General features: G+C 41.3%; 24 protein-coding genes and 3 pseudogenes. 5 read left to right on the top strand and 22 right to left on the bottom strand.

The genetic code is table 11. From position 1 onward, the window contains the following. Positions 1-74 precede the first annotated feature (74 nt). The 14 genes from ACWPV5_RS00315 to ACWPV5_RS00250 form a co-directional block, all read right to left on the bottom strand. Positions 75-3,800 carry a phosphoribosylformylglycinamidine synthase gene (locus ACWPV5_RS00315; protein ID WP_454381946.1) on the bottom strand — a complete coding sequence of 1,242 codons (3,726 nt, stop codon included), beginning with the start codon at positions 3,798-3,800 and terminating at the stop codon, positions 75-77. A gap of 67 nt (positions 3,801-3,867) precedes the next feature. Then, positions 3,868-4,011, bottom strand: a complete 144-nt coding sequence (locus ACWPV5_RS00310; RefSeq protein WP_120770879.1) for a phosphoribosylaminoimidazolesuccinocarboxamide synthase — start codon at positions 4,009-4,011, stop codon at positions 3,868-3,870. A gap of 1 nt (position 4,012) precedes the next feature. Further along, on the bottom strand, positions 4,013-4,720 hold the full coding sequence (purC, locus tag ACWPV5_RS00305) for a phosphoribosylaminoimidazolesuccinocarboxamide synthase (RefSeq protein ID WP_454381945.1): 708 nt from the start codon (positions 4,718-4,720) through the stop codon (positions 4,013-4,015). Positions 4,721-4,889: 169 nt separating this feature from the next. Next, the gene (gene comB / locus ACWPV5_RS00300) at positions 4,890-6,239 is read right to left on the bottom strand and encodes a competence pheromone export protein ComB (protein WP_454381944.1); all 1,350 of its coding nucleotides are present in this window, start codon (positions 6,237-6,239) and stop codon (positions 4,890-4,892) included. Between the two features lie 12 nt (positions 6,240-6,251). After that, entirely contained in the window at positions 6,252-8,405 is a 2,154-nt protein-coding gene (comA, locus tag ACWPV5_RS00295) for a peptide cleavage/export ABC transporter ComA (RefSeq protein WP_454381943.1), read from the bottom strand. Positions 8,406-8,568: 163 nt separating this feature from the next. Next, on the bottom strand, positions 8,569-8,757 hold the full coding sequence (locus tag ACWPV5_RS00290; protein ID WP_000756559.1) for a hypothetical protein: 189 nt from the start codon (positions 8,755-8,757) through the stop codon (positions 8,569-8,571). A gap of 671 nt (positions 8,758-9,428) precedes the next feature. Then, positions 9,429-9,608 carry a hypothetical protein gene (locus tag ACWPV5_RS00285; protein ID WP_061439954.1) on the bottom strand — a complete coding sequence of 60 codons (180 nt, stop codon included), beginning with the start codon at positions 9,606-9,608 and terminating at the stop codon, positions 9,429-9,431. A gap of 9 nt (positions 9,609-9,617) precedes the next feature. Further along, entirely contained in the window at positions 9,618-9,785 is a 168-nt protein-coding gene (locus ACWPV5_RS00280; RefSeq protein WP_219967312.1) for a class IIb bacteriocin, lactobin A/cerein 7B family, read from the bottom strand. Between the two features lie 20 nt (positions 9,786-9,805). After that, the gene (locus ACWPV5_RS00275) at positions 9,806-9,994 is read right to left on the bottom strand and encodes a class IIb bacteriocin, lactobin A/cerein 7B family (RefSeq protein ID WP_060805138.1); all 189 of its coding nucleotides are present in this window, start codon (positions 9,992-9,994) and stop codon (positions 9,806-9,808) included. Between the two features lie 34 nt (positions 9,995-10,028). Beyond that, entirely contained in the window at positions 10,029-10,184 is a 156-nt protein-coding gene (locus ACWPV5_RS00270) for a hypothetical protein (RefSeq protein ID WP_001004584.1), read from the bottom strand. Positions 10,185-10,195: 11 nt separating this feature from the next. Next, on the bottom strand, positions 10,196-10,324 hold the full coding sequence (locus ACWPV5_RS00265) for a smi_0059.1 family bacteriocin-like peptide (protein WP_000658224.1): 129 nt from the start codon (positions 10,322-10,324) through the stop codon (positions 10,196-10,198). A 493-nt stretch (positions 10,325-10,817) separates the two neighbouring features. Then, on the bottom strand, positions 10,818-11,549 hold the full coding sequence (locus ACWPV5_RS00260) for a response regulator transcription factor (protein WP_219967313.1): 732 nt from the start codon (positions 11,547-11,549) through the stop codon (positions 10,818-10,820). After that, entirely contained in the window at positions 11,546-12,361 is an 816-nt protein-coding gene (locus ACWPV5_RS00255) for a GHKL domain-containing protein (RefSeq protein WP_258318582.1), read from the bottom strand. The genes ACWPV5_RS00260 and ACWPV5_RS00255 overlap by 4 nt, the downstream gene beginning before the upstream one ends. Positions 12,362-13,090: 729 nt before the next feature. Then, positions 13,091-14,254 (bottom strand): N-acetylmuramoyl-L-alanine amidase family protein, encoded by a 1,164-nt coding sequence (locus ACWPV5_RS00250; protein WP_454381942.1) that lies wholly within the window; start codon positions 14,252-14,254, stop codon positions 13,091-13,093. Between the two features lie 197 nt (positions 14,255-14,451). Here ACWPV5_RS00250 and ACWPV5_RS00245 point away from each other — a divergent pair, with 197 nt between their 5' ends. Next, on the top strand, positions 14,452-15,321 hold the full coding sequence (locus ACWPV5_RS00245) for a helix-turn-helix domain-containing protein (protein ID WP_219967316.1): 870 nt from the start codon (positions 14,452-14,454) through the stop codon (positions 15,319-15,321). 87 nt (positions 15,322-15,408) lie between these two features. Here the strand turns inward: ACWPV5_RS00245 and ACWPV5_RS00240 are convergent, their stop codons facing one another. From ACWPV5_RS00240 to ACWPV5_RS00220, 5 genes are all read right to left on the bottom strand, one after another. Beyond that, complete coding sequence (locus ACWPV5_RS00240) at positions 15,409-16,590, bottom strand: N-acetylmuramoyl-L-alanine amidase family protein (RefSeq protein WP_219967317.1); 1,182 nt, start codon at positions 16,588-16,590, stop codon at positions 15,409-15,411. Between the two features lie 421 nt (positions 16,591-17,011). Further along, positions 17,012-17,245 carry an acyl carrier protein gene (locus ACWPV5_RS00235; protein WP_219967318.1) on the bottom strand — a complete coding sequence of 78 codons (234 nt, stop codon included), beginning with the start codon at positions 17,243-17,245 and terminating at the stop codon, positions 17,012-17,014. 5 nt (positions 17,246-17,250) lie between these two features. Continuing rightward, positions 17,251-18,243, bottom strand: coding sequence for a phosphate acyltransferase PlsX (plsX, locus tag ACWPV5_RS00230; RefSeq protein ID WP_219967319.1), 993 nt, complete (start codon positions 18,241-18,243; stop codon positions 17,251-17,253). Continuing rightward, positions 18,240-19,010 carry a DNA repair protein RecO gene (recO, locus tag ACWPV5_RS00225; RefSeq protein WP_084925955.1) on the bottom strand — a complete coding sequence of 257 codons (771 nt, stop codon included), beginning with the start codon at positions 19,008-19,010 and terminating at the stop codon, positions 18,240-18,242. The genes plsX and recO overlap by 4 nt, the downstream gene beginning before the upstream one ends. Further along, positions 19,007-20,176 (bottom strand): pyridoxal phosphate-dependent aminotransferase, encoded by a 1,170-nt coding sequence (locus ACWPV5_RS00220; RefSeq protein WP_454381941.1) that lies wholly within the window; start codon positions 20,174-20,176, stop codon positions 19,007-19,009. Before ACWPV5_RS00220 ends, recO begins: the two co-directional genes overlap by 4 nt. Before the next feature lie 141 nt (positions 20,177-20,317). On the opposite strand from ACWPV5_RS00220, the gene ACWPV5_RS00215 reads away from it, so the two are divergent. After that, the gene (locus ACWPV5_RS00215; RefSeq protein ID WP_219967321.1) at positions 20,318-21,328 is read left to right on the top strand and encodes a YeiH family protein; all 1,011 of its coding nucleotides are present in this window, start codon (positions 20,318-20,320) and stop codon (positions 21,326-21,328) included. Between the two features lie 30 nt (positions 21,329-21,358). On the opposite strand, the gene ACWPV5_RS00210 is transcribed toward ACWPV5_RS00215, so the two are convergent. Both ACWPV5_RS00210 and polA read right to left on the bottom strand, forming a co-directional pair. Continuing rightward, on the bottom strand, positions 21,359-21,796 hold the full coding sequence (locus ACWPV5_RS00210; RefSeq protein ID WP_219967322.1) for a CoA-binding protein: 438 nt from the start codon (positions 21,794-21,796) through the stop codon (positions 21,359-21,361). An 83-nt stretch (positions 21,797-21,879) separates the two neighbouring features. After that, positions 21,880-24,513, bottom strand: coding sequence for a DNA polymerase I (gene polA, locus ACWPV5_RS00205; protein ID WP_261077782.1), 2,634 nt, complete (start codon positions 24,511-24,513; stop codon positions 21,880-21,882). A gap of 147 nt (positions 24,514-24,660) precedes the next feature. Here polA and ACWPV5_RS00200 point away from each other — a divergent pair, with 147 nt between their 5' ends. From ACWPV5_RS00200 to ACWPV5_RS00190, 3 genes and pseudogenes are all read left to right on the top strand, one after another. Then, entirely contained in the window at positions 24,661-25,635 is a 975-nt protein-coding gene (locus ACWPV5_RS00200; RefSeq protein ID WP_261077783.1) for an Rpn family recombination-promoting nuclease/putative transposase, read from the top strand. Further along, positions 25,625-26,041 (top strand): annotated as a pseudogene (locus ACWPV5_RS00195) (Rpn family recombination-promoting nuclease/putative transposase); the annotation flags it as partial. The gene ACWPV5_RS00200 and the pseudogene ACWPV5_RS00195, both read left to right, overlap by 11 nt. Further along, positions 26,042-26,479: pseudogene (locus ACWPV5_RS00190) on the top strand (Rpn family recombination-promoting nuclease/putative transposase); the annotation flags it as partial. 150 nt (positions 26,480-26,629) lie between these two features. On the opposite strand, the pseudogene ACWPV5_RS00185 reads toward ACWPV5_RS00190, so the two are convergent. Continuing rightward, a pseudogene (locus ACWPV5_RS00185) lies at positions 26,630-26,728 on the bottom strand (LPXTG cell wall anchor domain-containing protein); the annotation flags it as partial. Positions 26,729-26,738 lie beyond the last annotated feature (10 nt).

Genomic DNA, 26,738 nt, shown 5'->3' with positions numbered 1-26,738 from the left:
TTTGTGTAGCACCAAGATCTAAATCTACATGACTTTTACATTACTGATACTATCTATTAAAACATCTGCAAGTCTTATTTTCCAGTAAAGTATTTAACCGCCGACGCAAACAGGTGCTGGTCTTTATTTCCTGGGATGTTTTGGAAAAGACCGTCTTCATAACGTTCTGAGTGTCCCATTTTACCAATGATTTGGCCGTTCTTGCTAGTAATTCCCTCTATAGCATTTACAGAACCATTTGGATTGTACTTAGAATCCATACTTGGTTTGCCTTCGAAGTCCACGTATTGGCTAAAGATTTGTCCATTGTCACGGAGCTCTGCAAATTCCTCAGCTGTCACGACAAACTTCCCTTCACCATGCGAAACAGGAATGGCATGAATCTCACCAACTTCCACTCCAGCAAGCCATGGTGAGTTAGTATTGGCAATGCGAGTTTCCACCATCTTGGCCACGTGTTGGTTGGCATCATTGTAGAAGAGGGTTGGACTAGTACTGCTAGCATCTTCAAAGTTTCCGTATGGAAGAAGACCTGATTTGACCAAGGCCTGGAACCCATTACAGATACCGATAATCAAGCCACCACGAGCGATAAAGCTATCAATAGAGGCACGCACTTTTTCATTAAGCAGAATATTGACAATAAACTTGGCTGAACCATCTGGCTCGTCCGCAGCTGAGAATCCACCTGCAAAAAAGAGGATGTTAGCCTTGCCGATGTTGTCAACCATGGTTTCAACTGACTTGACAATAGCCTCTTCATTCAAGGTCACGAATGGCACTAAGTTGACCTCTGCACCTTCTTTTTCGAAAGCCTTAGCTGAGTCATATTCTGAGTTGGTTCCTGGGAAGACTGGGATATAGACCACAGGTTTTTCAACCTTTTCTTTGGATTTAATCACAACATCTGATGCCACAGCTGGTACTTCAGCCAGTTCTTTGGATTGGGCAAACTCTGTTGGGTAAACTTCTTCCAATTTGCCTTGGAAGGCACTGTCAAGTTTGTGTCCATCTAGCTTCACACCGTTTACAGTCAGTGTAAAGTCTGCTTTCGTTTGACCGATTTTCTCTACTCCAGCAATTTCTTCAGGAGATGTGAAGACAAATCCACCCAATTGAGCTGTCAAAGCCGTTTCAAGTTCAGGCAAGATCACCTCTGCACCAATATGATTTCCAAAGGTAGCGAGAGCCAAACTTTCAACCACACCGCCGTATTTGACAGCTGATGCAGATGTCACTTTATGAGCCTTTTGAAGGGCTTCAAACTGAGCAAAATTTGACTTAATTAAGTCAAATTCAATCTCTGCTGAGAGTGCTTGACCTGGGATGTAGTAGATATTTTCCCCAGCAGTCTTGAACTCAGGAGAAAGCACCTTACGGTTATCTGCTGTCGTTACCCCAAAAGCGACCAAGGTTGGCGGTACTGTCAATTCTTCAAAAGTACCAGACATGGAGTCCTTACCACCGATAGATGGCAAACCAAGCTGAATTTGTGCCTCGATAGAGCCTAGGAGAGCTGCTACTGGCTGGCCAAAACGCTCAGCTTGTTTGTCCATGCGCTCGAAATACTCTTGGTAAGAGAAGCGAGCCTTAGACCAGTTTGCACCAGCAGCTACCAAACGAGCAGTTGCTTCGATCACCGCATAGGCAGCACCGTGGTATGGAGACCATTCTGCTACATATGGATTGAATCCTTGAGCTATGACAGACGCAGTGTAAGTCACTCCGTGTTGAACTGGCAACTTCTGCACAGAAGCCTCAGTTGGTGTAAGTTGGTAGCGACCACCAAGTGGGTGATTAACCGTAGAACGTCCAACAGAGCAATCAAAGATAGTCTGCAAGCCTTTTTGACTGGCATGGTTGAGGTCAGATAGAACCCCAAGAGTATCTGCTTCCAGTGTTTCAGCAGATGTTTGACGCTCTTCTGGGAGTTTGACATCCTTGTCAACCACCTTAGCATCAACGACCACGCGCACACCATTGGTATCAAGGAAACGACGCTCCAAGTCCACGATTGTCTCACCATTCCAGTGCATAACCAGATTTGGTTTTTCCGTCACTGTCGCAACCACAACAGCGTCAATATTCTCTTTGTTACATTCAGCAACGAAGGCATCCACATCTTCAGGACGCACCACAACCGCCATCCGTTCTTGAGATTCAGAGATGGCAATTTCGGTACCATTCAAGCCTTGGTATTTAAGAGGCACTTTGTTGAGATCGATTTCAAGGCCGTCTGCTAATTCACCAATAGCTACACAGACACCACCAGCGCCAAAATCATTAGACTTCTTGATAAGACGAGTGACATCGCCATTACGGAAAAGACGTTGAATCTTGCGTTCTTCGATGGCATTCCCCTTTTGAACCTCAGCACCAGCAGTCTCAACAGACTCAACTGTTTGAACTTTAGAAGAGCCTGTCGCACCACCGACACCATCACGTCCAGTCTTACCTCCAAGAAGGATAATGACATCACCAGCTTCCGGTTTTTCTCGGACGACATTGCCCTTAGGAGCAGCTCCGACAACGGCACCAAGCTCCATGCGTTTAGCTACAAAGCCTGGGTGGAAGTATTCACGAACATAGGTCGTCGCAAGCCCAATCTGGTTACCGTATGAAGAATAACCATGGGCCGCTGTTTTAGAAATGACTTGTTGTGGTAATTTCCCAGCACGCGTTTCCGAAATCGGTGCGGTAATATCACCCGCACCTGAGATACGCATAGCTTGGTAAACATATGAGCGACCTGACAATGGGTCACGAATGGCTCCACCGATACAAGTAGCCGCCCCACCAAATGGCTCAATCTCAGTTGGGTGATTGTGGGTTTCGTTTTTAAACATGAGGAGCCATGGTTCTTTCACACCATCAACGTCCACTTCAATTTCGACTGAGCAAGCATTGATTTCGTCTGACACTTCCATATCATCCAAACGTCCATTAGCACGCTCATAACGACCGAAAATAGTGGCCATATCCATCAAGGTTTGTGGTTTTTCCGTACGTCCCAACTCATCACGCATGGCAATATACTTGTCATAGGTTGACTGCAATTGCTTTTGGAATTTAGAAGCTGAAAAGTCGATGTGTTTCAACTCTGTCTCAAAAGTCGTGTGACGGCAGTGGTCAGACCAGTAAGTGTCCAAAACCTTGAGTTCCGTCTCAGTTGGCACGCGCCCTATTGACTTGAAGTAGTCTTGAATAAAGAGCAAATCATCCACTTCCATGGCCATCCCTTGCTCGGCCTTGTAGCGGGCAAAATCTTCTGCTGTATAGCTTTCAAAGAAAGTCAATTTAGGAATGGTCTTGTCTGACTCTGAAAATTCCTGCTTGGCAATCCCTGTCGTGATGTCCTTGAAACGAGAATCAACTGGATTGAGCAAGTAGTTCTTGACCGCTTCCAACTCAGTCGCATCAATATCTTTATTCACCAAGTAAAGTTGGGCTGTATTAACCGTTACATCACTCGAACTTCCTAGTAAAAGCAAGGCTTCCTGTGAAGAAGCCGCACGCTGGTCAAACTGCCCTGGCAGGCTTTCAATAGCAAAGAAAGCATAGTTAGCAAGATCCGCCTGCACAGCAGCTTCGTCCAAAACATGGTCTGTCACCTGCTCAGAGAAAATGTGTTTCTCTGCAGGTGCAAACAGGTCCTCTGCCAAGTCAAATACATCATACACTTGCACGATGCGAATACTTTTCAAGCTTAACAGTCCCAAGTTGTGCTGGAGTTCTCTAACCAAACTCTCTGACTTGACCTGAAAATCAGCCTTTTTTTCAACAAAAATACGTTTATCCATCAATCCTTATTCCTTTATTTCAGCTCTTGCAATGTTTCCAAATGACCTTGAGAGTCTTGCAAACAGATTATTTCAATCCCTGCAACTTCTCCCAGACAACTTCATAAACGTCTGTTAGCTCTCCCAATCCCCTACGGAGTGAAAAGGTCTGGGGGACCTTTTCAGCCTGAGTCCTTTTAGTTGAGAGACGAAGGTTTTCCGTTGCAAACAGATTATTTCAAACCTTGCAACTTCTCCCAGACAACTTCGTAAACGTCTGTTAGTTCTCCCAATCCCCTACGGAAAACATCCTTATCCATGTGGTTGCCATCCGCATCCCACAAACGGCAGTTATCTGGTGAAAATTCATCTGCTAAGATAATCTTGCCATCCTTGTCAAAACCGAACTCTAGCTTAAAGTCAATCAACTTAAGCCCAATCTCAGCAAACCAGCCTTTCAAGAGTTCATTGATACGACGGGTTTCTTCCTTCAAGTAAGCAATCTGCTGGTCATCCGCAATCTGTAGGAATTTCACATGCTCATCATTGATAAAGGGATCATCCAAATCATCATTTTTATAGTAAAATTCGACAATCGGAGTCTCCAAGGCGATTCCCTCATCCACACCAAAACGTTTTGAAAAGGAACCAGCAGTATAGTTGCGGAGCACGACTTCCAAAGGAATAATCTTAACCTTTCTATTGAGTTGTTCCGTGTCTGAAAGTTTCTCCACAAAGTGAGTCGCCACACCAGCCGCATTTAATTTCTCAAAAATAAAAGATGAAATCTGATTATTCAAGACTCCCTTACCTGCAATCTGCTCCTTCTTGACACCGTTGAAAGCAGTCGCCTGGTCCTTGTAAGTTGAAATAATAAGATTTTCATCCTCAGTTGTATAGATATCTTTAGCTTTTCCCGAATAGATCAATTGTTTTGACATTTTAAAGTTCGCCTTTCGTATTACTTGAGCACATTCTACCATAAAAAACCTAAAATTACAAGAATTTAACCGAATAAACAACGTAGTGGCTTCAAAAATCATAAAGAAAAAACTGCAAGAAAAAGATTTCTCACAGTTTAAAAATTATTTAACTCTAAAAATACGAACATTACTCTTTGTTCAAAAATTGATCTAAATAATAACGTAGATAACTTTTCTTGCCCGTAATCATCTGTAGGCGACCTTCCACCCCGTACCGAAGTTTTTCAGCCTGCTCCGAAGTTAGATTAGTCTCCGCCTCGATTTTAAAGAAATTCCCTTTCTCAGTCTTAGTAGCTGTCGCATCGATGCTGGTAATAGTAGAATCTAGGAAAAGTTGATTCTTGGCATCATGAGTCGTCGTATAGCGAACAGAATCACCGACCTTGATTCTTGCTACATCTTTTGAACTTAGATAAGCTGTGAGTTTGGCTTTCCCTTCTTTTTCCAAAGACGGATAGAGTTGGGCTAGTAGGGCACCTTCTGCTACCATGGTCGAATCACTGGTCTCAGGATTAAGATGAAGCACCCCATCCTCACTCGCCGTAATTTTCCCCTTGTCTAAAAGATTTCCCTGAACCTTCTTACCTGACTCTGCCTCCAAGATTTTCTGGGCTAGTAGGGTCAATTCCTGACCAACCTTAGCCAAATGTTGGGATTTAAGAGATTCCAATTGACTGCCTAAGCCTGACGCATAGGCTTGCTGGGTACCTGAACCTGCATACTGGACACGGTAAGTAGCAAGACTAGATTCTAACTGAGAAAGCTGCGCTTCAACCTGCGCAACTGCCTGAGCTTTAGCTTGTGGATTTTCCTCGCCCTGAGACTTGTAGGACTGATAAAGAGAATAGGCTAGATTCTGACTGGCCAAGGAAGCACCTGTTTCAATAGCTGACTTAGCTGTCTGGTAATCGCGAATTTTAGCCTCTGTTTGGCTGATGAGGTTGCCGATTTCGACTTGGGTTTGGCTAGCTGCTGCATTCTGAGACGCGATGGTCTCGTTTTGTTGCGATGTACTAGCCCTAAGACTGCCTGCTTGACTGATGTAGTCGCGAAAGGTGGCTTGGTAGCCAAACTTATCCTCCTCTGGAAAGTAATCCGTCCCTTCTTGCAGACTCTTTTGCAAATACTCCAATTGCTTTTTTTGATCCTTAAGCATGTCCAACTGACTGGCATAAGACTCCGCTTGGACACCCTCTGCCCCTTCCTGATATTGAACCAACAGTTCTCCCTGCTTAACCAGCTTATTTTCTTCCAAATGATTGACAAGAATGCGATTGTTGCTAGTTGACTGAATATTTGCAAGGATACGACTAGGCTCGACAGTAGCTCTAGTAGACAAGCTCATCTCCTTCTCTGCAAATGTTGCAAAGCCAAGTAAAAACACAAGCAGAAGGGACATGGGGACAATCACCCGACTGGAAAAATTATGGTAACGACGATTATAAAACTCCGCACTTTCTAAAAATTCTGGTTTCATCCTCTCCTCTTTCTAGCTATTCACCAAATGGGCGTAAAAGCCACCCTGTGCAAGTAAATCAGCATGATTTCCTTCTTCAACAATCTTGCCCTGATCCAAGACAACAACCTTCTCTGTCCGCTCTGCAATGGTCAAGCGGTGGGCAATGAAAATCAAGGTCTTGTCCAAAGCCATAAGATTATCGACAATTAGCTTCTCTGTCAAAATATCCAAACTGCTGGTCGCCTCATCCAAAATCAAGACCGGTGCATCTGTCAAGAGAGCACGCGCCAGAGCGATTCTCTGACGTTGACCACCTGAAATCCCTGCCCCATCCGAAGTCAACTCTGTCTGGTAATTCAGGGGCATACGCTCGATATCCTCCCGAATCTCTGCCAACTCGACCGCCCGTAAGATATCCTCTTGAGTCGTCCCTTCCTTGGCTCCAAGGAGAAGATTCTCCAAAATCGTTCCGTTAAAGACATAGGGCTGTTGAGGCAGATAGTTGATATACTGGCGCAGGGCTTTTTTATCAATCTGATTGAGATTGACGCCACCCAGACTAATCTCTCCCTGACTTGGGTCGTAAAAATTAACCATCATCTTGGCCAAGGTCGTCTTACCTGAGCCTGAAATTCCCACAAAAGCCACCTTAGAACCTTGGGGAATGGTCAAATTGATATCCGACAAGACGTCTCGACCATAGCCATACTTATAGGAAACCTGCTTGAAGGTCATCTCTCCCTTCATCAAGCTCAAATCCTCAACCGTTTTCTTCTCCTCAAATTCCGAAGCTACCAGATAAACCTCATTCAGACGGTTATTGGCAACCTGCGCTGTCTGAAGCTTGGTTTGCAGATTGATGATATTTTCCAAAGGATTGGTAAAATAAACAAGCAAGGTATTATAGGTAATCAACTGCCCCAAACTCATCTTGCCATCCATAACCAGAACAGCCCCCATCCAGAGAATTCCGACATTGAGCAAGAGATGGGCAACTTTTTTCAGAGCCTTTTGCTGACTCTCTGCCCGACTATAGGTAAAGGATTTTTTCAGATAATCCACAAATTCCTTGTCAATCTTTTGGTAACGCTGACTTTCACTGGTCAAGGACTTGATAGTTTCAATACCATTGATGTCCTCAATGATAGAAGAAGACAGAACCGCATTGGCTTCCATGGTATCCCGATTCATCTTTTCAAACGGCTTCATAAAGGCAAAGATAATCACTGTATAGATAGGAAGCGCCAATAAGGTCATGAAAAAGAGATTGGTATTTTGTGAAAATAAAACAAGGGAAATAATGACAACCGTTGACACATCTAGGAAAATCGAAAGAATGGTCGAAGCCAGCGCATCAATGATACTGTTAGCATCCGTGAAACGAGATACGATTTCCCCTGTTCTGCGTGTCGCAAAGAAAGACATAGGCAGGTGAAAAACATGCTTGATATAGGATAAAATCACATCAATCGACAAGCGTTGCCCCAAAACAAGCAAGAGATACTCCTGAGCGTAGGACAAAATCTGCTGAAGAATATAAACGATAACCAGCCCAATAGAAATAATCCCCAGCGTCGAACGCATCTGATCTGGCACATAGGTATCAATGATAGACTGCAAATAATAAGAACCCACAATGTTAATCACGGTTACCAAGAGTGTTGCCAAAACGATATTGGCAATCAAGCCACGCTGCTTCACTAATATAGGGATAAAAGAGAGCAAACCATTCTTTTGATCCTTATGAGGCTTGTAGTCTGGACTAGGTGCCATAAAAAGAGTCACTCCTGTCCATTCTTCCGCAAAACGCTCACGTGGCAGTTTGGTCAACTTCACCCCAGGATCTGGATCGGCAATATGAATGCTATCCTTATCCTGCCCAGTCACCACATAGTAGTGAAGCAATTTCCCTTCCTTAAGCACATGGGCAACAAAAGGAAAGGTCAAATCTGGTAAGTCAAAGAGCGTCATATCCGCCTTAATAGCCCGCGTCTCAAAACCAATTTCCTCTGCCACCTTGACCAAGCCCAAAGCCGTTGTCCCATCCATGGTTGTCTTGGCCAATTCTCGCAAGTGAGCCAAAGAATAATAGCTACCATAGTAGCCAAAAACCATAGCTAATGAAGCTACACCGCAGTCCATCTGATCCACCTGCGGACGATAGTGACGTTTCCCAAATTTCATATTCATCTCCTTTTTCCTAAACTCATCTGATAACAACTATCTTACCCCAATCACCAAACAAAAACTGGACTTCATCCCCAAATGCGCCGATCTACCTCCCAAATGCACTTTTAAGATAAAGAAAATAGGCAGAACAAACGTCCTACCAAAAAAATATATATATTTATTTCTTTTTCTTCCTAATTCTTTTGTCAATCATATACAACACGATAATCGAAAACAGCGGTGGTACAATATAACTCTTTTCACTCATTGTCAGCTGAAATCCCAGAGTTGCTAGTATCTTAAAGATGAAAATATTCATCAAAAATAGAAAAACAAATACTAAAAAATATCCTAAAACCTTCTTCATTTCTTTTCTTCAACTTTCCTAATTTCTACACCTATTTTATCAAAAATATATGTAAAACTCCAAATAAACACCTCAACTGCACTTTTGGCAAAAAATAGGCAGAACAAACGTCCTACCTACTAAAAATATGGTATGAAAGGAAATTGATGTTTTACTGTCACCCTAGGCAAGCTTGGGACAAATAAATCATTGATAGCAACATTTACGACATCCTATTTAAAGTTACTTCAATTTCCAATGTCCCCGTTATTTCTAAGCCACCTTTGGTATGATCTATTCCTAGTCAGAATAGATAACATCGTTCTAAATTACGATTCATAGTTACTCCTTTTTTGATTCGTTACTATAAGACACCTATTCACTATAGAGCGTCTACTACCTCAAATTTATCCATTCTTTTTTTCTTTACTTCTGTATAAAAGAATGAAGACCATCATAAATAATGCAATCGTTGGTATATTGAAACTATCAAAGCAAGTAGGTAAAGATACTTTATTCATATCAGCTACTAATCTGATGATGATATAAGACATTGAACTAAGTAATACCATGATTTCAGGCCAAACTTTCAGTATTGATTTAACGAATTTCATATTAAACTCCGATGTGATGCATTCTTAGATTCTAGCCTAGCTATTTTCAGCGCAGACTAACAAGTCATTCTTAACTGTTTACTCTACTCGCTTTTTATTGACCTTATATCCTAGATAAAAGAGCCCAAATAAAACGGGGTAAATTTCTGGATAAAATAGGGTATTGATTGGATTTTTCAAAATCAAATACGTTGCGATGTAGATTATGAGCGATACGGTAAAATAACCCTCAGCAAATCCTAATAAAAATTGTTTCATAAGAAACTCCTAATTACCTGACAAGAGTGCTCGAGTTGTCAGAATAGCTCCACCAGTATATACAAATCCTTTAACAAAACCAGCGGCAATAGGGATAAGGAGAGGTAATGCTCCCCCTTGAATTTCCTGCAAGTCTGTATTAGTCATTTTTTCAAATTTTAAAATATATTTTTCCATAGCAATTTCTCCTTTAATTTTTACCACTTACCTGTCACATAATGATAACCTGCAATTCCCACTGCAGCAACTCCACCAGCAATTTTGGCTGCCGTCACAGGATTAGCGATTACCCAAGCTACAAGAGGAATTGCTCCCCCATCTACATTCATCAACTCTTCTTCTGTAAGAGCTACAAAGTTCTGTTCCATTTTGTCAAAATTTGTCATCTTTTTTCTCCTCTTGTTCTATTTTTTCTAAATCTTATCTTCTAAAAAATGGGGTTCCAATAAATATACCGCGTAACAATAGACCTGTAATTAGACCCCGTTGATAACTTTCCTTGCTACCACCCACCAGCAAAGCTAAGTCGCTCTCCTTTAATACTTCAATAGTATACTTATCATTCATTTCATTCATCTCTTATCCTCCTAAAAACCAAAACCTCTACGAAATCCAATGTACCAATCTGCAAGGGTCTTCACCCAACTTTCTCCACCTTGAATATCGGTCAATTCTTCCGAAGTTAGCTCAACAAATCCATAGTAATGTTCTTTCATTATTTTATTCCTTTCTTTTTTCCTCTCACTTATCTATTCGAAAAACAATCTGAAAATGAACAACTAAATTAAATTTTATTTAAAAAATAATTTAATGTACCACGGATAAAAAATTGGTAGATACATAAACCAGACTCCTTTCTTTTTCCTCTTACTTATCTATTCGAAAAAAAATTCGAAAATGTACAACTAAATTAAATTTACTTGAAAAATAATTTAGCAAACCACGGATAAAAAATTGGTAGATACATGAAATAGACTCCCTCCTTTTTCTTCTCACCTATCTATTCGAAAAACAACTCAAAAATGTACAACTAATTAAATTTATTTGAAAAATAATTTAGTAAACCACGGATAAAAAATTGGTAGATACATGAAATAGACTCCCTCCTTTTTCTTCTCACCTATCTATTCGAAAAAAAGTCAAAAAAATAAGAATATCAGAAAATTTTCCGACATTCTTATTGATAAACTCATCCAAGTCTAACAGATATTAGACATTAAGATATTTTTTAAGGGTTCTTCTGGCTGTTCGTGATACGGGGAAATGCAAGCCTTCTAACAAGGTCACTTCTGTGGCAGTCATCTCTTCAATAGCCTGTAAACTGACCAACGTATTGCGATTGGCATAGACAAAGTAATCTTTTTCAGCCTTGGCAGCTATATCCTTGAGACTGCCGTAAATGGTCTTGATAGAATGATTGGCATAATAGACCTTGATACGATGGGATTCCACTGAGGTTTCAAAGGCTAAAATCTCATGGTAGGGCAGAGTAAAGCCCCGTCTTCCCTCAAAACTATAGGTGAAGAGACGCATATTTTCCCTCTTGTCCACTTCCAGTACATAGTCCAGACAGCGCTCCAACTGATGACGGTAATCTTCCTCTGGCTGATCCTTGGAAATAAAATCCAAGGCAGACAAGTGATAGCGAAAAGCTAGAGGCAAGGCCTCCGAGTGTGTGGACACAAAGACAATGCTTGTAAAAGGATCTCGCTCCCGAACCTGTTGAGCAACTTGAAAACCCCGTTCACGCTCTCCATCAATCTCTAAATCCAATAAATAGAGCTGGTAATGGTCAAAATACTGAGAATACTTTTCAACATCTCCATAGCTTTTGGCAATATCAATTTCCAATCTTAAATTGCGAGAGCGACCGATATCTAGTAAAGTCTGCTCTATACGCCTCTGCTGGACTCTATCATCTTCCAAAACTAAAATTCTCATTCCTCTCCCCCTCGTTTCTCATCCTTAAATGGCAATTCTAAATCTTGTCTAAAAGTCGTCTCTCCTAGCTGGGTATCTAAGTTTAAATCATAATGAAAAACCATATCCTCCAAGGTCGCTAAGCCCAGTCCACTGTGGTTTCCCTTGGTCGAATAACCCTTTTGACTGAGAATGCTGGGATTCAGTTCTTCTTTCTTACGAGTGTTTTCAATGATAAAACGGACACTCCTATCACTTGCCAACAAAGCAACCCGAATCTGCGGATTTTCAGCCTCACTGGCTGCCTCTAAAGCATTTGTCGTGAGGATAGAGAGGATACGGATAGCCTCCAACATCGGCAATGCCAGCTCTTCGACAACCCCCACCGTCTCCAAACTAAAATGAATTCCTTGATTATCTGCCACAATCATGGCTTTTGCCAAGGTATTGCGAATAGCTATATCATGGATATTATGAAGATTAAAGGCTGTGTAATCTGCCTTTCTCAGCTTTTCATTGGTCTTTAGAAAGACATCTTGATAAATGGTAGACACCTCAGCCATGTCTTGATTCGCTATGGCAGGCTCCATGCTAGCGACAATCCCTGCAAAATCATGGCGGAAACCTCGAACTTCATCATAAAGATGACCCAGCTTGTCCACCATCCCTTGCAAGGAACGATTTTCATCTTCCTGTCTCTGAATGGTCTGCTCATCACGATAAACCTGCTCTAAGTGTCTGATATAAAAGAGCCAGGAGAAAAAGAGAATGAAAATCAGGAGAGAAATGGTCGTGTCAAAACGAACGTAGAAAGAACTATTTCTATTAGTCATAAACGAAGAGAATATCCTAAATACAGTCAGAGGTAGGATAATGAAAAAACTCTTACGATAGTGGGGGTTAAAAGCATCTGAAAAAAATAAATCCAAATCCAAAGACCAACGCTTCATAATTTTACAACATAAAAATATTGATAATAACTCAAATATAGCTTGATACAGCGTCGAAAACTCGTCGAAAAACAACCAATTCTCACCAGATAATACACGAAGCCATATTGTCAAAAATAAATAGCGAATACTTTGAAAGAAAATAAAAAGATATAGAGAAAGAAAAAGAGCTTCTACTTTTCTCTTATGCAATACGAGTAAAAAAATACAGTAAAAGAAGAAAAGAATTCCTATATGAAATAATTCTCCAAATGTTTGACGAGCGGATAAACTAATTAAAAATACAAGGACCCAATAACGTTTTTTATAAAATTCTGGGGAAATTTGAGCGCCCAAATAAATAGTAGGCACCATGGTTGAAACGACTACCAACAGAATATATAGCATAGAAACTAAGAATTCTAAAATAATCATAGAATAAAACGACTCCTAATTTATTTAAGCAAAATAATATTTATCTCCCCGATACAACTCTCTAGTTTTTCATACTTTCTGAAAAACGATACATCTACAAAAGGCCTTAGTTTCTTTTAAAATACAAGAAATCTAAAGCCTCTTGAAAATGATTTGCACGTTTTAATTTTATATTCGTTGTGAAGATTGCTTATCTATTTATTTTACCACAAGAACCTTGTAATATTCATACTTATTTGGCTGTGTAATCTTAATTTTTTGACCATAGAAACCATCGATTTCTTTGTCAAAATAATCTGAAAATCCTGATGGCAAGCGTTTCATTTTAAGAATTTCACCAGATTGGTCTGCATATACAAGGAAATGATAGTGGGTTGTAGCCATACCATCATCAATCAGTACAAAGTAACCTGTTTTGAGCTTACTTTGTCCATTATCTAAATAGTATAGTTTATTGTTATTGATTGTGAAGTTATCAAATCGAAGTCGTACACCTGGGTCTTCTAGATAAAGATCATTGCCAACTTTTTTGATTTCTGATCTAGTTGTCATCTCTGGAAGTGGTAATACTCTACGACCATCTGCTCCAAAGTAATATCGATCTGGTAGATTTTGGAAATTACGAATAACAGCTTTAGGATCAATTTCTTGTCCTTCTTCTTTATTATCTACTAAAGCTAAGGTTGTATTTGCAACCTCATCCCCATATTTGTCGGAAAACTTCTTGAACTCAGGTTTGATGTACCAAGTGTTTTTTTCAATAATAACATCGTTACCTTTAGCATTTAGCAAATATTCTTGCCCATCTCCAAGTTTGACAATATCATGAATACTGTATCCAGCATCTTTTCTATTTGCTAGATAGCCATCCTTACCAATGACATAACTTTCCCCATCACTGGCTGGAACAGCTCTATCTGCGACCATAGCACCTGATTTTTCAAAGTAAGACCATTTACCATTTGGAGTCGCCCATCCTGTTGCCATAGCGCCACTGTCTTTGAGATAGTACCAAGTAGATCCTTCTTTGTACCAACCTGTACGCATGGCACCACTATTAGCTAGTGAGTACCATGTGTTACCTTCCTTGTACCAGCCTGTGCGCATAGCACCACTATCTGCTAGAGAATACCAAGTATTGCCGTCTTTGAGCCAGCCTGTCTGCATTTTTCCAGAACCGTCAAAGTGGTACCAAGAACCAGCATTTTGTACCCATTTATTTTTAGCAAGACTGCCATCTTGAGAAAGATTCCAGTCAGAACCATTTTTAACCCAAGTATCTGCAGCCTGTGCTTGATTGATAGACAAAAGTAGACCAGCACCTGCAAACAAACCAAGTGTAAGTAGTTTAGATTTTTTCATAGCCATTTCCTCCTTTATCGAATAGTTATAAAAAGATATTTTTTCATCATAAACATTCTACATAACTCCTAATAATCCTTAAGAGTCAACCAACACCTTCTTTCTATCATCATTGCCCACCCCACACCTTTATGATATACTAAATATAAATATTTTCCTAAAACTTCTACTTTTGGAACATTTTTGGAGGCAAAAATATGCGGTGGGATATTGGTTCAGTTTATAAATACATTCGTAAGTCAAAAGGGATTACACAAAATGAGGTCTGTGGTGACTACATTACTCATTCTAACTTATCTAAGTTTGAAAATAATCATTCTACTCCTAGGTATGATACTATGGAGTTGCTTTTGAGGCAAATTGATATGAGTTTCGATGAATTTCATTATATTTGTCAACATTACCAAATGGATTCTCGTAAGAAATTATTTTCAGAATATTATCAAGTCATTTCTTCACCTAATCTAGAAGAAATGAAGACACTGCTATCAAAATGTCAAATTTATCTAGATGAAGTGCAGAATGATATCCCAATAGAACATGCTGTGAAAGAACTAACCATTTTTATAGAAGTGATTGAAAATCAGTTTTCCGATAAAGCTCAAGCCTTGGCTGAGGAATTATGGAAAGAATTGGAAAAAAGAGATCAGTGGTTCCTCTCAGATTTACGATTGCTAGTGATGATTATTTTCCATTTCCCTATTGATTCACTAGAAATGCTACGTCAAAGACTTGTAAAATCTCTAAATAAATACACAGATTATCGTCCAATTCAAAGTATTCATTACTCCATTCTAGCCAATATGACACGAATGTACCTTGAAGCAGGGAAGAAAGATGACTGTCTATGCTTAATTCAAGAATGTCTTGATTTAGCAAAAATATTGAAAAGATACGATTTATTAGGTGTAGCTCAAGTGCGTCTGGGAATCGTTAATGAAGATCATGCTATGATTAATAAAGGATTATCCTTACTCGAATCAACAGATGAAAGTCGATTACTAGAAGAAATGAAAAGAGAAGTTCGTGATTATTATCAAGCAGATTTTTTTGAAACAGAGGGCTAATAGTAACTATTACTTTATGAATAAAAGCGAACATGACTTCCTAGTAAACAAAGCTGTTCGCTTTTTCGTTTTACTCTGTCAGACGTCTTATTTCACAACAGAAACATTTCCTGTCTTACTATCGATTTTAACAGTTTGACCGTAGAAACCGTCAATTTCTTTATTAAGATAATCTGAAATTCCTGTTGGCAATCGTTTCATTTTAAGAATTTCACCAGATTGGTCTGCATAAACAAGAATATGATAGTGATGATAGCTTGGTCTATCATCAATCAATGCAAAATAACCTGTTTTGAGTTTGCCATTAGCACCATCTAAATAGTATAGTTTATTATTATTGATTGTGAAGCTGGTAGCTCCAAGAAGAAGTCGTGCACCCGGATTTTCTAGATAGACATCATTGCCAACTTTTTTAATCTCTGAATAGGTGGTCATTTCTGGTAAATTTGTTACGCGACGACCATCTGCCCCAAAGTAATACCTGTTTGGTATGTTTTGGAAATTTTTCACGACAGCTTTAGGATTAATTTCTTGTCCTTCTTCCGTATTATCTACTAAAGCCAACATCGTATTGGAAACTTTATCTCCATATTTATCAGAAAACTTCTTAAATTCAGGTTTTATGTACCAAGCATTTTTTTCAACAATGACTCCATCTTTTCTATGAATAAGATGATAATCATACCCGTCAGATAAAGTAACAATATTTGTGATAATTGTATCATCCGCTTGAGTTTGTTCAACCTGACTTGGAAGTTTGGTTAACATATAACCATCCTTACCAATAACATAACTTTCCCCATCGCTTGCTGGAACAGCTCTATCTGCGACCATAGCACCTGAATTTTCAAAGTAAGACCATTGACCATTTGCAGTTGCCCATCCTGTTGCCATAGCGCCACTGTCTTTGAGGTAATACCATGTAGACCCTTCTTTGTACCAACCTGTACGCATAGCGCCACTATTTGCGAGTGAGTACCATGTGTTACCTTCCTTGTACCAGCCAGTACGCATGGCGCCACTATCTGCGAGCGAATACCAAGTGTTACCGTCTTTGAGCCAGCCTGTCTGCATTTTTCCAGAACCGTCAAAGTGGTACCAAGAACCAGCATTTTGTACCCATTTATTTTTAGCAAGACTGCCATCTTGAGAAAGATTCCAGTCAGACCCATTTTTAACCCAAGTATCTGCAGCCTGTGCTTGGTTGATAGATAAAAGCAGACCAGCACCTACAAGCAGACCAAGAGTGAGTAGTTTAGATTTTTTCATAGTTATTTCCTCCTAAAATAGATAAATCCAAAGTAAGAAAATCTAATAGAAACAAAGTCAAAATAGAACTCCTAAAATTTCCAAGAACATAAGATAGAGACTAGTTTATCAAAAGTACATAGCCATCACCTTCTCCCAACTATAAAATAAATCCTTTTTTATATCTACATTATAGTCCTGGAAAAAAGGAAAGTCAATCAAAATTGTGATTATGTTAACATTTATATTTCAACAAAAATCAATCTATCTCTTCTTTTGATCTTCATTTCTTATCTCCTTTTGGAGATTGATTTTTCTGATTTCATTATATCCCTTATTTGTCCCCATATCTCTTCTGTCCCTAGAAAGACTAAATCTGTTCCTAAACGGTCACTTGAACCAAAGAAAAATTCCAAAGCAAATGCCTTGGAACTTCTTATCTTTATTTTGCTTGAATGATTTTAACCACATCTCCTACACTTTCCAGCTGGTCAATTTCCTCATCGCTGATTTCGATATTAAATTCATCTTCCAGTGTCAAGATAAACTCCATCAAGTCAACTGAGTCAGCATCCAAATCGTCTTTCAGACTCAAGGATTCTGTCACGACAAAGTCCTCTCCCTGTCGCTCTTGGATAATGGTCACAATACGGTCAAAAATTTCTTTTTCTGTCATCTCTTTTATTCTCCTGAAAATTCACGCGCAGTCTGGGCAACTACGTCTGTTTCTAGCATAGTACGGATCTGGCGGATTGTACTATAAACAGCCTTGGCATCGCTTGAGCCATGAGTCTTGACAACCGGTGCCTTAACACCAAACAAGACTGCTCCACCAACATCTGAATAGTTGAGCTGTTTCTTCAAACCTCTGAGGCTATCCTTGAGAAGGAGGGCACCTAGTTTCGCTCGGAGACCTCCACCTGTAATAGCGGTCTTGAGTAAGCCCATGATTCCCATAGCTGTTCCTTCAATGGATTTGAGCACAGCGTTTCCCGTGAAACCATCTGCCACAACAACATCTGCAACGCCATTCATCAAATCACGCGCTTCCACGTTTCCGATAAAGTTCAAACTTTCATCAGCTGCTAGTAATTCGTAAGTTTCCTTACGAAGCGGGTCACCCTTGCTACTCTCTGTTCCGTTATTGAGCAAGCCAACACGTGGTTGCGCAATTCCACGGACATTTTTAGCATAGAAGGATCCTAGAACCGCGTATTGATGAAGGTGCTGGGCTGTATTTTCCGCATTAGCACCGAGGTCTAGCATGTCAAAACCTCTCCCATCTACAGTCGGCAAGGTTGACATAAGTCCAGGACGATCGATGTTCTTGATACGACCCACGATGAAAAATCCTGCTGCTAGTAAAGCACCTGTATTCCCAGCCGAGAGTACAGCATCTGCCTCTCCATCTTTGACAGCTTTGGCCGCCAAGACCATACTGGCATTTTTCTTCTTCCGAATAGCTCTCGTAGGTTCATCGTCTGAATCAATCTTCTCATCCGTATGGATAATGCTGACGCGCTCTGTCGCTGTCAGATATTGCTTGATTTTAGCTTCATCTCCGTAGAGTTGAACCTCGATATCTGAAAAGTCAGCTAGGGCTTGATTGACACCCTCAACGATGGCCTGAGGTGCGTAATCTCCCCCCATGGCATCTACTGCGATTTTTTTCATTTCTTTTCCTCTTTTAATAATTGTCCCCAGTCTGCTAGGGAATCAATAAATTTCTTTGATTTTAGGTGAATCCCAACGTACTCTTCGTAGAGTTGATCCATAAATTGGCGTAGCTCTTGCTTGATTTCAGGCTTGAGCGAAATGGTCTCCAAGGTCTCAAAATCAATAGCTTGAAACTGATTGAGCAGATAGGGGATATTGGGATTGAGATGGCAACGTCTCTCATCTTCATGATAATGATCTGGACAGAGGCAGGCTCCATATTTGAAAGAAAAGTCAAAAGCCTGACCGACCCGATGGCAGAAGACACACTCATTAAAATTGAGGCTGATCCCAAATCGAGTCAAGATTTGGATTTCAAAAATATTGGTCAAGACTTGATAATCCAAGCCAGCTTCCATCAACTCCAAAGTCTTTTGCAAAAAAGCAAACAAGGGAGCATCCTGCTGATTGTCCTGCAAACTAGCATCTGCAAGAGCTGCCACATAGGTCGCATAGGCCATGACAAAGAGATCGCTATTAATCTTGGGAAAAGTCATCACCTCATGATAGTCCTCAATGTAACTGAGCCCATCATCATTAATTCGCAAGAGAAATCGTGCCAGCACCAAGGGCTGAATAACCGGCGCCAGCTTAGACTGGCCAGCGTGTTTGACGAAAAACATGCGCTTGCCAGCCTGCTCTGTAAAAATCTTGACTAGCTTGTCATCCTCCCGAAAATTGCGATTGTAGAGCACCAAGCCTTGACTCGTGATAGACTGAATCATGCTTCTCTCATATACTCCTCAAGCCGTTTCATGGCTTCTGTGATAGTCTCCATGCTAGCCGCATAAGACAGACGCACATAACCTTCCCCGTAACGCCCAAAGGCAGCACCAGGGATAAAGGCAACAGCCTTCTTCTGAGCAAAATCCTTCAGAAAAGCAAAAGAATCTTGATTATATCCTGCTGGAATCTTAGCAAAGATATAGAAGGCACCGTCTGGTTTGATAATCTCAAAACCAAGAGCAGTCATTTTCTCGATAATATAATCCCGACGCTGGATGTATTCCTTTTTCATGGGCTCCGCATCGTTTTTACCAGCCGTCAAGGCTTCCACCGCAGCATGTTGAGCCATGGTATTTGCAGCAGTAACCAAATACTGGTGACTCTTGATCAACTGGGCTGTGAAGGTCGCAGGAGCGAAAATCAGACCCAAACGCCAACCTGTCATGGCATGCGATTTAGACAAACCATTGATAATAATAGCCTGGTCTCTCAACATAGTTCCCAGAGACACATGGGCTTCGCCTGTGTAGGTCAATTCTGAGTAAACCTCATCACAGACAACGAAAATTTCGTACTTGCGTAAAACGTCTGCCAAGGCTTCCAACTGCTCTCGACTATAGGTAATTCCTGTCGGATTAGCTGGATAGTTGAGAATAACCGCCTTGAGCTTATCACCTTGCTCCAAAATAGCCTTTTCCAACATCTCAGGAGTCAAGACAAACCCATTTTCAGTCGTGTCAATCTCAACAATCTCTGCCCCAACTAGATTGACAATCGGTTCATAACCTGGATAGGCAGGAGCTGGCAAGAGTACCTTGTCTCCCTCTTCCAAAATAGCCGTCAAAGTAGCAGATAAAGCCTCTGTCGCCCCAATTGTAACCAAGATTTCATTTTCAGGAGCATAGTCCAGTTGGTACTTTTCCTTAACAAAGTCACTGGCCGCCTGACGTAGAGTCAGCAAACCACTCATCCCTGTATAGTAGGATTGGTTCTGGTCAATCGCTCGCTTGGCCGCCTCCTTGACATGATCTGGCGTTGTAAAATCAGGTTCCCCCAAGGTCAAACGCAAGACCCCAGGAATCTCCGAAATAGCCTGGTCAAACTGACGAATCAACGAAACTTGAATCTTATCTAACTGTTTATTAAAGAGCTTAGTTAAGTCCATAGATACCTCCTACTGTAAAAACGTATCTCTATTATACTACAAAAGCCCCCCGACCGCAAAAATACATGATAGAATAACTTTCTATTTTACTTTTCCTCTTTACAGGACTATAATGGTAACAGATTCTATTTGGAGGTTTTTATGTCATTTCTATCAAAAAATGGAGCAGGCATCTTGGCCTGCCTTCTCATTTCCATTCTATCTTGGTACTTAGGAGGATTCTTCCCTGTCATTGGCGCGCCTGTCTTTTCAATTTTCATAGGCATGCTTCTCCATCCCTTTCTCTCGCCTTATAAACAACTGGATGCTGGATTGACCTTTAGTTCCAAAAAATTGCTCCAGTATGCCGTTATCTTGCTTGGTTTTGGTCTCAATATCTCGCAAGTCTTCGCAGTTGGGCAATCTTCACTCCCTGTCATTCTGTCCACCATCTCAATAGCCTTGATTGTTGCCTACCTCTTCCAGCGCTTCTTTGCACTGGACACAAAACTGGCTACCTTGATTGGAGTAGGTTCTTCTATCTGTGGGGGTTCTGCCATTGCAGCAACAGCGCCTGTTATCCATGCCAAGGAAAAGGAAGTCGCCCAAGCCATCTCTGTTATCTTTTTCTTCAATGTCTTGGCTGCGCTCATATTTCCAACGCTAGGTACCTGGCTTCATCTATCCAATGAAGGCTTCGCCCTCTTTGCAGGAACTGCGGTCAATGATACTTCCTCTGTAACGGCTACCGCCAGCGCCTGGGACAGTCTCTACCAAACTAATACCCTCGAATCCGCAACCATTGTCAAACTCACACGCACCCTAGCTATTATCCCCATCACTCTCTTTCTCTCCTACTGGCAAAGTCGCGAGCAAAAAAATAAGCAAGGATTGCAACTGAAAAAAGTCTTCCCACTTTTTATCCTTTACTTCATCCTTGCCTCTCTCCTCACTACACTACTCACCTCTCTTGGTGTGTCCAGTAATTTCTTTATCCCTCTCAAACAACTCTCTAAATTCCTTATTATCATGGCCATGAGTGCTATCGGTCTCAAAACCAATCTAGTCGCTATGGTCAAATCCAGTGGAAAATCCATTGTTCTCGGAGCCATCTGCTGGATTGCCATCATCCTCACTAGTCTTGGTATGCAGACCCTTATCGGCATTTTCTAATACAAAAGGTAGCCCATCAGCTACCTTTTCTTATGCTTCCTCAATCAAGCGTGTATGTTCTCTCTTAATACAGCGATTCATCACGATGTCATCACATCCACCAGCACGCAAGATTTCTTCCGCTTCTAGACTTTCAAGTCCTAGCTGTGCCCAAAAAATCTTAGCATCAGCCTTGAGAAAATCACGCGCCACATCTGGCAAAAATTCATTGCGACGGTAAATATTGACAATATCTACAGGAAAAGGAATCTCAGCTAGGCTAGCATAAGCCTTTTCACCCAAGATTTCGCCACCTGCCGCCTTGGGATTGACTGGGATGATTTTATAACCCCGAGCCTGCATTTCCTTGGTCACTCGATTGCTAGTTGTTTCCTCACGGTCAGACAGGCCCACCACAGCAAGAGTTTTACTCGTTGTGAGATACTGACGAATCACGCCATCACTTGGATTGATAAATTCTTGACTCATAGAAATCCTCCTTTTTCATCAGTATAGCATATTTTGAAAAGGTTTGCATAATTCTACTACAAAAAAGGAGGACTAGCCCCCTTTTATTTAGCCTCGTACCAGGTTGCCCCTTCATTCTCATCTGCGATAAGGGGAACACTGAGTTGAATGGCTTCTTCCATAGTTTGTTTGACCAATTTTTTCATCTCTGCCAATTCAAATTTAGGAACTTCAAGGACGATTTCATCGTGCACTTGCAACAGCATCTTAGTCTGATAACCACCTGCAACCAAGGCTTTGTCCAGCTGAATCATAGCAATCTTGAGAATATCTGCCGCCGACCCCTGGATAGGGGAGTTAATAGCAGTTCTCTCCGCAAAGCCACGAATGTTAAAGTTACGCGAATTGATATCTGGCAACTCACGACGACGTTTGAAAAGGGTCTCTACATGGCCCTTATCACGCGCCTCACGCACTACTTCATCCATGTAGTTTTTAATGCCTGGGAAACGTTCAAAGTAGGTATCAATGTAGGCTTTGGCTTCCTTACGGCTAATGCCCAAATTATTAGACAAGCCAAAGTCTGAAATCCCGTAAACCACTCCAAAGTTAACCGCCTTGGCATTGCGACGGTCGTTTGCAGTCACATCCTCAGGACGCTCAATGCCAAAGACCCTCATGGCTGTCGAAGTATGGATATCTGCCCCCTCTTGAAAGGCCTTAATCAAGTGCTCATCATTAGAAATATGCGCCAAAACACGCAATTCAATCTGTGAATAGTCCGAGCTGAGCAATACACTATCCTCCCACTCTGGCACAAAGGCCTTCCGAATGAGACGGCCCTGCTCCAAACGCACAGGAATATTTTGCAAGTTTGGATCCACACTAGACAGACGCCCAGTCTGGGTCAAATCCTGCACATAGCGAGTATGAATCTTTCCATCAGCTAAAATCCAGTCCTGCAAGCCAATTACATAAGTCGATTGAATCTTGGCAATCTGACGGTAATCGAGAATTTTCTTAACGATTGGTGCAATCGGAGCCAGACGCTCCAATACATCCACCGCTGTCGAATAACCTGTTTTGGTTTTCTTAGTGTATTCTAGAGGAAGAGCCAATTTTTCAAAGAGAAGGACACCCAACTGCTTAGGCGAGTTGATATTAAACTCCTCACCAGCCAACTCGTAAATCTCTTGAGTTAGTTTTTCAATGACAAGCTCATTTTCAGCCTGCATTTCAAGCAATGTTTCTTTTTTAACCTTAATCCCAGCAATTTCCATCTTAGCAAGGACAAAAGCCAGAGGTTGCTCCATATCATAAAGAAGCTCTAATTGCCCATTTTCACTGAGTTTTTCAAGTAAAATAGGCTCTGTTTCGACTAAAACAGCAAGCTTACGTGCCAAGTGCTCCAAGAATTTCTCGCGTTCAGGAATGGCCTTCTTGACTCCCTTACCATAGAAAGTCTCATCATCAACCAAATAAGTCTGACCATAAAGACTAGCGATGGTCGCAATTTCATTGTCCTCCACAGTCGAAAGGAGGTATTTAGCCAAACGGCTGTCAAAAGCAGGCGCTTGCAAATCCAGACCAAAACGATTCAAGAGAACTTTAGCCTTCTTAAAGTCATACACTCTCAGAGGTGTTTTTTCTAGAAAATCCTTAAAAATAGGCTCTTGCAAAAGTTCAAGCTTGTCTGTAGCATAAAGTTTATCCCCACAAGACCAAGCAAATCCAACCAAATCATCCGTATGATAATTCTCACCAAAAAGCTCAAAATGGAAGATAGACTCTTCACTCAGCATATCTTGACTGATTTGCTCAACGATAGTAAAGTCCAAACTTTCAGCAACATCAGCTGACGACACATTTAAAGCCTGCTTGAGCTGTTTGAAGCCCATCTCATCGTAGAATTTCCCGAGATTTTCAACATCTGGACCACTATAGGCCAAATCCTCCAAACCAATCGCGATCGGTGCCTTGGTATCAATGGTCGCCAGTGTTTTCGACAAAAAGGCCTGTTCCTTATCATTGATGAGATTTTCCTTCATCTTAGAAGCCTTCATCCCATCGATATTATCATAAATCCCCTCGAGTGAACCATGCTCCAGCAAAAGCTTGATACCCGTCTTTTCACCGATTTTGGTCACCCCAGGGATATTATCCGACTTATCACCCATGAGCGCCTTGAGATCGATAAACTGAGTCGGTGTGAGCCCCATCTTTCCCATGAGATAATCTGGCGTAAAGGCCTCAAACTCAGCCACACCTTTCTTGGAAATTTCAACCACCGTATGCTCATCCGTCAGCTGAATCAAGTCCTTGTCCCCACTGACAATGGTAATATCAAAACCATTCTGCTCTGCTAGTTTATCCAGTGTCCCGATGATATCATCCGCCTCATACTGAGCCAACTCATAGTGACGAATCCCCATATGATCCAGCAACTCACGAATGAAAGGAAATTGCTCACGAAACTCATCAGGAGTCTTAGCCCGACCACCCTTATAGTCTGCATACATATCTGTCCGGAAGGTCGTCTTTCCCGCATCAAAAGCCACCAAAATATGACTAGGCTCAACCCGCTCCAACAAATGACTCAACATCAACTGAAAGCCATAAATCGCATTGGTATGCAAACCAGCCGCATTCTTAAAACGGTCCAACTGCTGATAGAGCGCAAAAAACGCCCGAAAAGCAACAGAAGACCCATCAATCAATAATAATTTTTTCTTATCCATACACCCATTATAAAGGAAAGCAGGGAAAAATACCATTGGAAAGAGCTAGAGCAAGTATTTTTCAAACTTTTTCCGAATAAATAGATAGAGCCAGAGAATCTAGTAAACCTAGATTTAAAAATGTGCTATAATGAAAGGAGAAGAAATATGACTGTACGTCATCCGGGCATCAGCCCGACTAATGACTTGGTAGCTAAGAAAATCTTTAGCAATCCAGAAATCACTTGTCAATTTATCCGCGATATGCTGGACTTACCAGCTAAAAATGTAACTATTTTAGAGGGAAGCAATATTCACATCTTACCTTCCCTACCTTACTCAGCTCAGGATTTTTACACTAGTATAGATGTCTTGGCGGAGTTGGACAACGGTACTCAAGTAATTATTGAGATTCAGGTGCATCATCAGAATTTTTTCATCAATCGCCTGTGGGCTTATTTGTGCAGTCAGGTCAATCAAAACCTAGAAAAAATTCGTCAGCGTGAAGGTGATACTCACCAGAGCTACAAACACATTGCCCCAGTATACGCTATTGCTATTGTCGATAGTAATTACTTCTCAGATGACTTGGCTTTCCATAGCTTTAGTATGCGCGAGGACACGACAGGTGAGGTCTTAACCATAACAAATAACGGTCAAGAAAACCATCTGGTCAAGATGGCATTCTTGGAATTAAAAAAATACAGAGAAACCAGCAAAGACGAGGTTCGCAAGCCGTGGTTGGAGTTTTTCGGTAATAAGCCCTTTACCCAAGAACCCGAGCGAGCCATCAGCCAGGCAGACCAACTGCTGGACTACAAGAGCTGGTCTGAGGAGGACAGGAAAATGTTTAGTCAACTACGTATGCGCGAAGAACAGGCATTGTTGGCACAGGACTATGCCTTGGAGCAAGCTGAGGAAAAAGGTTTAGAGCGTGGTCTTGAACGCGGTCGTGCTGAGGGTATTGAACAAGGACTTGAACGAGGACGATCTGAGGGTATTGAACAGGGTTTAGAACGTGGAAAACTTTTTGCCTTCTTAGACATGGTCCGCCAACATGTTTTAACTTCCGAATTTGCGAGTGAACAATTGGGTATGACCGTCGCTGAGTTTGAGAAGCTATTGAAAGATTATCACCAATAATGGACAAGAAAACCATCTAGTCAAGATGGTGTTCTTGGAATTAAAAAAATACAGAGAAACCAGCAAAGACGAGGTTCGCAAGCCATGGTTGGAGTTTTTCGGGAACAAACCCTTTACTCAAGAACCCGAGCGAGCCATCAGCCAGGCAGACCAACTGCTAGACTATAAGAGCTGGTCCGAGGAGGACAGGAAAATGTTTAGTCAACTACGTATGCGTGAAGAACAAGCTTTGTTAGCGCAGGACTATGCCTTGGAAACTGCTAGGGCGGAGGGTATCGAAGAGGGATTAAAAGTAGGTCTAGTAAATCTCGTTCGTCAAGGTCTTTTGACTTCCGAGGTTGCTAGCCAGCAGTTAGGTATGACCGTCGCTGAGTTTGAAGAACTATTGAAAGAGCATCACAAATAAGAACTTAAAAAATACAGAGAAACCAGCAAAGATAGCATTCGCAAGCCGTAGTTGGAGTTTTTCGGGAATAAACCCTTTACTCAGCAACCCGAGCGAGCCATCAGCCAAGCAGATCAACTGCTGGACTACAAGAGCTGGTCCGAGGAGGACAGGAAAATGTTTAGTCAACTACGTATGCGAGAAGAACAGGCATTGTTGGCACAGGACTATGCCTTGGAGCAAGCTGAGGAGAAAGGCTTAGAGCGTGGTCGTGCAGAAGGGATTGAACAAGGGTTAGAACGTGGTCGTGCAGATGGTATTGAACAAGGCTTAGAGCGCGGGAAAGTTGAAGGAAGTTTGTATATGCTACTAAATCTAGTCCATCAAGGTCTTTTGACTTCCGAGGTTGCCAGCCAGCAGTTGGGCATGAGCGTCGCTGAGTTTGAGGAGCTATTGTAAGACCATACAATCACTAATAACATAAAAGTGAACAGGACTAAAATACTATCCTGTTCACTTTTTTATTTTTGCTATCCAACAAAGCACTCACAGAGTTCTACACGACAAAAGAGAAGGCAAAGCGTCCTTCTCTTTTATATCTTCAACTAATTAGTTTTTGCGTTTCACAAATGGAAGTGCACCAAAGAATAATCCAAGGAATCCTAATGATGCAATCGCAACATTATCTTTTCCACCAGTGTTTGGAAGTTCTTTCTTA

This window comes from Streptococcus sp. Marseille-Q7156, from assembly GCF_965119495.1.
This window is presented reverse-complemented; position numbering and strand designations above follow the sequence as displayed.